General features: G+C 73.3%; 5 protein-coding genes. 1 reads left to right on the forward strand and 4 read right to left on the reverse strand.

Annotation, left to right across the window (positions count from 1 at the left end; genetic code table 11):
* Window positions 1–15: 15 nt before the first annotated feature.
* Window positions 16–243, reverse strand: a complete 228-nt coding sequence (locus OERS_RS08550) for an RNA-binding S4 domain-containing protein (RefSeq protein ID WP_056648870.1) — start codon at window positions 241–243, stop codon at window positions 16–18.
* Window positions 244–336: 93 nt separating this feature from the next.
* Between OERS_RS08550 and hisD the strand changes: the two genes are divergently transcribed.
* Window positions 337–1,662, forward strand: a complete 1,326-nt coding sequence (gene hisD / locus OERS_RS08555; RefSeq protein ID WP_056761978.1) for a histidinol dehydrogenase — start codon at window positions 337–339, stop codon at window positions 1,660–1,662.
* 84 nt (window positions 1,663–1,746) lie between these two features.
* Here the strand turns inward: hisD and OERS_RS08560 are convergent, their stop codons facing one another.
* From OERS_RS08560 to OERS_RS21505, 3 genes are all read right to left on the reverse strand, one after another.
* Window positions 1,747–4,062 carry a DEAD/DEAH box helicase gene (locus OERS_RS08560; protein ID WP_068625457.1) on the reverse strand — a complete coding sequence of 772 codons (2,316 nt, stop codon included), beginning with the start codon at window positions 4,060–4,062 and terminating at the stop codon, window positions 1,747–1,749.
* 415 nt (window positions 4,063–4,477) lie between these two features.
* Window positions 4,478–5,509: an alcohol dehydrogenase AdhP gene (gene adhP / locus OERS_RS08565; protein WP_068625445.1), complete on the reverse strand. Its 1,032-nt coding sequence runs from the start codon at window positions 5,507–5,509 to the stop codon at window positions 4,478–4,480.
* 202 nt (window positions 5,510–5,711) lie between these two features.
* Window positions 5,712–6,000, reverse strand: a 289-nt coding sequence (locus OERS_RS21505) for a hypothetical protein (RefSeq protein ID WP_169834203.1), incomplete at its 5' end; no start/stop codon positions are given.

The following is a 6,000-nucleotide window of genomic DNA, read 5'->3' on the forward strand; positions in this document are numbered from 1 at the left end:
GGACGCGCGGGTCCGTCAGCCGACGATCGCGCCGATCTCGCCGGTCGGGACGTCGACCGTCACGACGTCTCCCTTGCGGAGCTGGCGGCCACGGCGGGTGTCGACCTCTCCGTTGACCTTGACCTCTCCCTCGGAGATGAGGTCGCGGGCGTGGGCGCCGGACTCGACGAGGCTCGCGAGCTTGAGGAACTGGCCGAGTCGGATGACGTCGTCGGTGATCTCCACCGTGGGTGTCGTGGTCATGCACCCATTCTCTCGCGTCCGGGACCCGTCGGAGAACTGACCACCTGCTGAATGGCCTGGAGGTGGGCTCGCGGCCCGGCCTACGATGGGTCGGTGATCAATCGCATCGACCTGCGTGGTCGTTCCCTGTCTCCCCGTGAGCTCACGGAGATCCTGCCTCGTCCGGAGATCGGCGTCGAGGACGCCGCGGAGAAGGTCGCCCCGATCCTGCACGAGGTCCGCCTGCACGGCGCCTCGGCGCTGCGTGACCTCTCCGAGCGGTTCGACGGCGTGCGTCCGGTCCACCTGCGGGTCCCGGCAGAGCGCATGGCCCAGGCGCTCGAGACGCTCGACCCGCTCGTGCGCGACGGCCTCGAGGAGGCGATCCGCCGAGTCCGCACGGTGCACGCCGCCCAGCGCCCTCAGCCGTTCGCGGTCGACCTGGCCCCGGGGGCGCAGGTCCGTCAGCGCTGGATCCCGGTGCGTCGCGTGGGCCTCTACGTGCCCGGCGGGATCGCGGTCTACCCGTCGTCGGTCATCATGAGCGTCGTCGCGGCGCAGGAGGCCGGCGTGCGCGAGCTCGCGGTCGCCTCCCCGCCGCAGCGCGACAACGACGGCCTGCCGCACCCCACGATCCTCGCGGCGTGCGCGCTGCTGGGGGTCCAGGAGGTCTACGCAGTCGGCGGGGCGCAGGCGATCGGCATGTTCGCCTACGGTGCCGCGGGCAGCGAGCCGCAGGACGGCGACTACCTGTGCGAGCCGGTCGACGTCATCACGGGCCCGGGGAACATCTACGTCGCGGCCGCCAAGCGGCTCGTGCGCGGTGTCGTCGGGATCGACTCCGAGGCCGGCCCCACCGAGATCGCGGTCCTCGCGGACGGCGGCGCGGACCCGACGCACGTCGCGCTCGACCTCATCAGCCAGGGCGAGCACACCCCCGACGCCGCGGCGGTCCTCGTGACGCCCTCGGTCGAGCTCGCGGCCGCCGTGGACGCCCGGCTCGTGGACCTCGTCCCCGAGACCAAGCACGCGGCGCGCGTGGCCCAGGCGCTGTCCGGGCCGCAGTCGGCGATCATCGTGGTCGACGACCTGGAGCAGGGTCTCGACGTCGTGGACTCGTACGGTGCCGAGCACCTCGAGATCCAGACGGCCGACGCCGCGGCCGTGGCCGAGCGCGTGCAGAGCGCTGGCGCGATCTTCGTCGGTCCCTACTCGCCGGTGCCTCTGGGCGACTACATGGCGGGCTCGAACCACGTCCTGCCGACCGGCGGGTGCGCGCACTACTCGAGCGGCCTCGGGGTGCACAGCTTCCTGCGCGCGGTCCAGGTCGTGGAGTACTCGGCCGACGCGCTCCAGGAGCTGGCCGACCGCATCGTGGCCGTGGCCAACGACGAGGACCTGCCCGCGCACGGTGAGGCCATCAAGGCACGCTTCCAGTAGACGCAGCACCTCGACGACGAGAGCGGGGCGCGGACCGGGGAACATGTCTCCGGACCGCGCCCCGCTCTCGTCGCGCGCAGGGCGTCAGCGCACCCCGAGCACGAACGGGTAGACCGCCGCGGCTCCTGCCTGGCGCAGGAGGCGGGCGGCGACCGTGAGGGTCCAGCCCGAGTCGGTGTAGTCGTCGACCAGGAGGATGCGGCGTCCTGCGAGCCCCGCCATCGCGGGGCCCGAGAGCTCGAGCCCCAGACGCTCGACGACCCCGGCCAGGCGCATGGCCGAGTTCACGTCGTGTCGGCCGGGCTGCTCACGGCCCGGCACAGGACCGACCGAGCCGACGAGCGGCCGGTCGAGGTAGCGCGCGAGCCCGCCCGCCAGGTGCTGGACCAGGTGCGGGCGCGTGGCCGACCGCACGGACACGACGCCGTCGAGCAGGAGGCGGCGCGCGGGAGCGTCGGTCCCGGCAGCCGCCGCGGCGTCGTCGACAGCATCGCCGGTCCCGGCGGTCTCACCGTCCGTGGCGGCGGGCGCGTACAGCGCGTCCCACTCGTCGAGCACGCGCGCTGCCGCGCGACGCAGCGCGACGGGGGTCTCGCCGTCGGGCACACCGGGGGCGAAGAGCTCACGCAGCGGACCCGACCATCCGAGCCCGTCGAGGCGCGCGACGGCTCGGCCCGGGGACGCGAGCTCCTCGGGGGACAGGCGTCCCTTGAGGTCAAGTCCCATCCGGTCGAGGCCCGTGGGCCACTGGCGACGGGCCACGACCTCGACGCCCGGGCGGTCCATGTCGGCGCGCGCCGCGGAGACGGCCTCGGCGTCGGGTGCCGCGGGCAGGTCCACGCCGCCGCAGCGGTCGCACCGGCCGCACGTCCAGCCCGGCTCGAGCTCGGGGTCGTCGAGGGTCGCGCGCAGGAACGCCATGCGGCAGCCGCTCGTGGCCTCGTAGTCGATCATGGAGCGCTGCTCGGCGAGCCGGGTCTGCTCGACGCGCGCGTAGCGGTCGGCGTCGTAGACCCAGGGCTGACCGGTCGAGACCCAGCCGCCCTTGACGCGACGGACCGCGCCGTCGACGTCGAGGACCTTGAGCATGGTCTCGAGGCGCGAGCGCTTGAGGTCGACCTGGGTCTCGAGGGCCGCGACCGACTGCGTCCCGCCGCCCGCCTCGAGGGCTGCGAGGGTCTCGCGGACCTGACGCTCGGCGGGGAACGCGAGCGAGCCGAAGTACTCCCAGATGCGCCGGTCCTCCTCGCCGGGCAGCAGCACCACGACCGCGCTGTCGACGCCACGCCCGGCACGACCGACCTGCTGGTAGTACGCGATGGGCGACGACGGGGCGCCCAGGTGCACGACGAACGCGAGGTCCGGCTTGTCGAAGCCCATGCCGAGCGCCGAGGTCGCGATGAGCGCCTTGACCCGGTTCTCCTTGAGGTCGGCCTCGAGCTGTTCGCGCTCGGTCGTGTCGGTCTGGCCCGTGTACGCGGCCACGGCCAGCCCGGTCGCTCGCAGCTGGCTCGCGACCTGTTCGGCGGCCGAGACCGTGAGGCAGTAGACGATCCCCGAGCCGTCGACGTCCTGGAGCGTCTCGGCGAGCCACGCGATGCGGCTGGGCTGGTCCGGCAGGTTGAGCACGGCCAGGTGCAGCGACTCGCGGTCGAGACCGCCGCGCAGCACGAGCACGTCCTCGCGCGGGCCGGCGGGCGCCCCGGCGGCGGCGTCACCGGGGGCAGCCGCCGGGGCGCCGGCCGCGCCGTGGCCGACCGACGCGCCCGTGACCCCGAGCTGCTCGGCGACGTCGGCGGTCACGCGCTCGTTGGCGGTCGCGGTCGTGGCGAGCACCGGGATGCCCGGCGGCAGGTCCGCGAGGAGGGTGCGGATGCGGCGGTAGTCGGGACGGAAGTCGTGGCCCCAGTCCGAGATGCAGTGCGCCTCGTCGATGACCACGAGGCCCGCGTCGGCAGCGAGCCGGGGGAGCACCTCGTCGCGGAAGCCGGGGTTGTTGAGCCGCTCGGGCGAGCAGAGCAGGACGTCGACCTCGCCCGCGGCGATCGCGGCGTGCACGTCGTCCCACTCGGTCATGTTCGACGAGTTGATCGTCACGGCGCGGATCCCGGCGCGGGCCGCGGCCGAGATCTGGTCGCGCATCAGGGCCAGGAGAGGCGAGACGATGACCGTGGGCCCCGCGCCGCGCGAGCGCAGCAGCGAGGTCGCGACGAAGTAGACGGCCGACTTGCCCCACCCGGTGCGCTGGACCACGAGGGCCCGACGGCGGAACGCGACCAGGGCTTCGATCGCGAGCCACTGGTCGTCGCGCAGCTTCGCGTCGTCGCGACCGACGAGCGAGCGCAGCGCGGTCTCGGCTTCCTCGCGCAGGTCCTTGCCCTCGAGGAGACCGCGCAGCATGGCGACCTTGGCGAGCCGCGCGGCGTCGGCCGCCGAGACGGCGTCGGCTGTGGCACCCGGCGTCGGGGCGGCAGCGGGCTCCGCCGCGGTCGGCGACGGGCGAGCGGCGCTCGCGCCGACGGACGCGCGTCGTGGCGCGGCCCCCGTGTCGTCGGGGACCGGGGGCTCGTCGTACAGGTCGGCAGGCGGCTCCGACGCGAAGTCGGGAGGGAGGTCGGCGTACGGGTCGTGCTGGTCACGGGGGAACGAGGTCACCCAGCGATCGTAGGCGCAGGGTGGGACACCGCGTGCTCGGTGCACAGGCCCGGTGCCCAGGTGCGGCGGTGTGCCACGAGCGCGGCCCGGTGCCGTTCCGTCGAACGGCACCGGGCCGCGGGGCCGGGCAGGGTGGGCGGGCAGCCCCGCACGAGCCTCGTCAGGAGTGCATGTCCATGACGACGCGGCCGTCGATCTTGCCCTTCTCCATCTCGCTGAAGATGTCGTTGACGTCGCTCAGCGGGCGCACGGTGTAGGTCGGGCTGACCTTGCCGCGCGCGAAGAAGTCGAGCGCCTCGGCCATGTCCTTGCGCGTCCCGACGATCGAGCCGCGGACCGTGAGGCCGAAGAGGACCGTCGTGAAGATGTCGAGCGGGAACTTCTCGGGCGGCAGCCCGACCAGGGAGACCGTGCCGCCGCGGCGCAGCGCGCCGACGGCCTGCGGGAACGCGTGGGCGTTGACCGCGGTCACGAGGGCTCCGTGCACGCCGCCCTCGGTCTTCTCCTGGATCTCGGCCGCGGGGTCGGCCGACGTGGCCGCGTTGACCGTGACCTCGGCGCCGTGCTTGCGCGCCAGGGCGAGCTTCTCGTCGTCCACGTCGACCGCGGCGACGCGGCGCCCCATGGCCACGGCGTACTGGACGGCGATGTGCCCGAGTCCGCCGATGCCCGAGATCAGGACCCACTCGCCGGGCTGGGTGTCGGTCTGCTTGAGGCCCTTGTAGACCGTGACGCCCGCGCACAGGATCGGCCCCACGGCTGCGTCCTCGACGCCCTCGGGGATGATCGGGGCATAGCGTGAGTCGACGAGCATGTACTGGCCGAACGAGCCGTCGACCGAGTAGCCGCCGTTCTTCTGGTGCGGGCAGAGGGTCTCCCACCCGGTCTCGCAGTACTCGCACTCGCCGCACGCGCTCCACAGCCAGGCGTTGCCGACCTTGTCCCCGACCTTGACGCGCGTGACCTGGTCGCCGACCGCGACGACGGTGCCGACGCCCTCGTGGCCCGGCACGAACGGCGGGGACGGCTTGACGGGCCAGTCGCCGTGGGCTGCGTGCAGGTCGGTGTGACAGACGCCGGTGTAGTCGACCTTGACGAGCGCTTCGAGGGGTCCGGGGGTGGGGATCTCGATCTCGTCGATCGTGAGCGGCTCGGCGAACGTGTGGACGACGGCTGCCTTCATGGTGCTCATGTCTCTCCTCCAGGAGCGGACACCGGGGCGGGGTCGAGCCGTTCGTCGACGAGGCGCGACGAGGCGCGACGGGACGCGCTTCGCGTCCGGTGGTGTCCGGTCCTTCGACCGTATCCGAGCGTGTTCGGGGCCGCTCGCGCAAGGTCCGGCACACCGGACGAAGCTCCCTTGTGAAGATCATCACAAGCAATATCGGTGCAGTTCAGGCGGCCTTTCTGGACCTGCCCGAGGCCCGTCGTCGCTCGACGACGAGAGCCAGCAGCGCGCCGACCAGCGCGACCCACTCGCTCACCGCGGCCGTGACCTGCTGGACCCCGCCGACCGTCTCGTTCACGGTGAAGAACCCGACCGTCGTCGAGAGGTAGAACGCGCCGAGCGTCGCGACCGAGAAGCCGATCGCCCCGAGCAGCGGCAGCCAGTGGCGCCAGACCAGCACGAGCAGACCGAGCACGAACCCCGCGACCGCGTTGAGCAGGAACAGCGGGCCGACG

It is taken from the genome of Oerskovia enterophila (assembly GCF_001692445.1).
Classification (GTDB): domain Bacteria; phylum Actinomycetota; class Actinomycetes; order Actinomycetales; family Cellulomonadaceae; genus Oerskovia; species Oerskovia enterophila.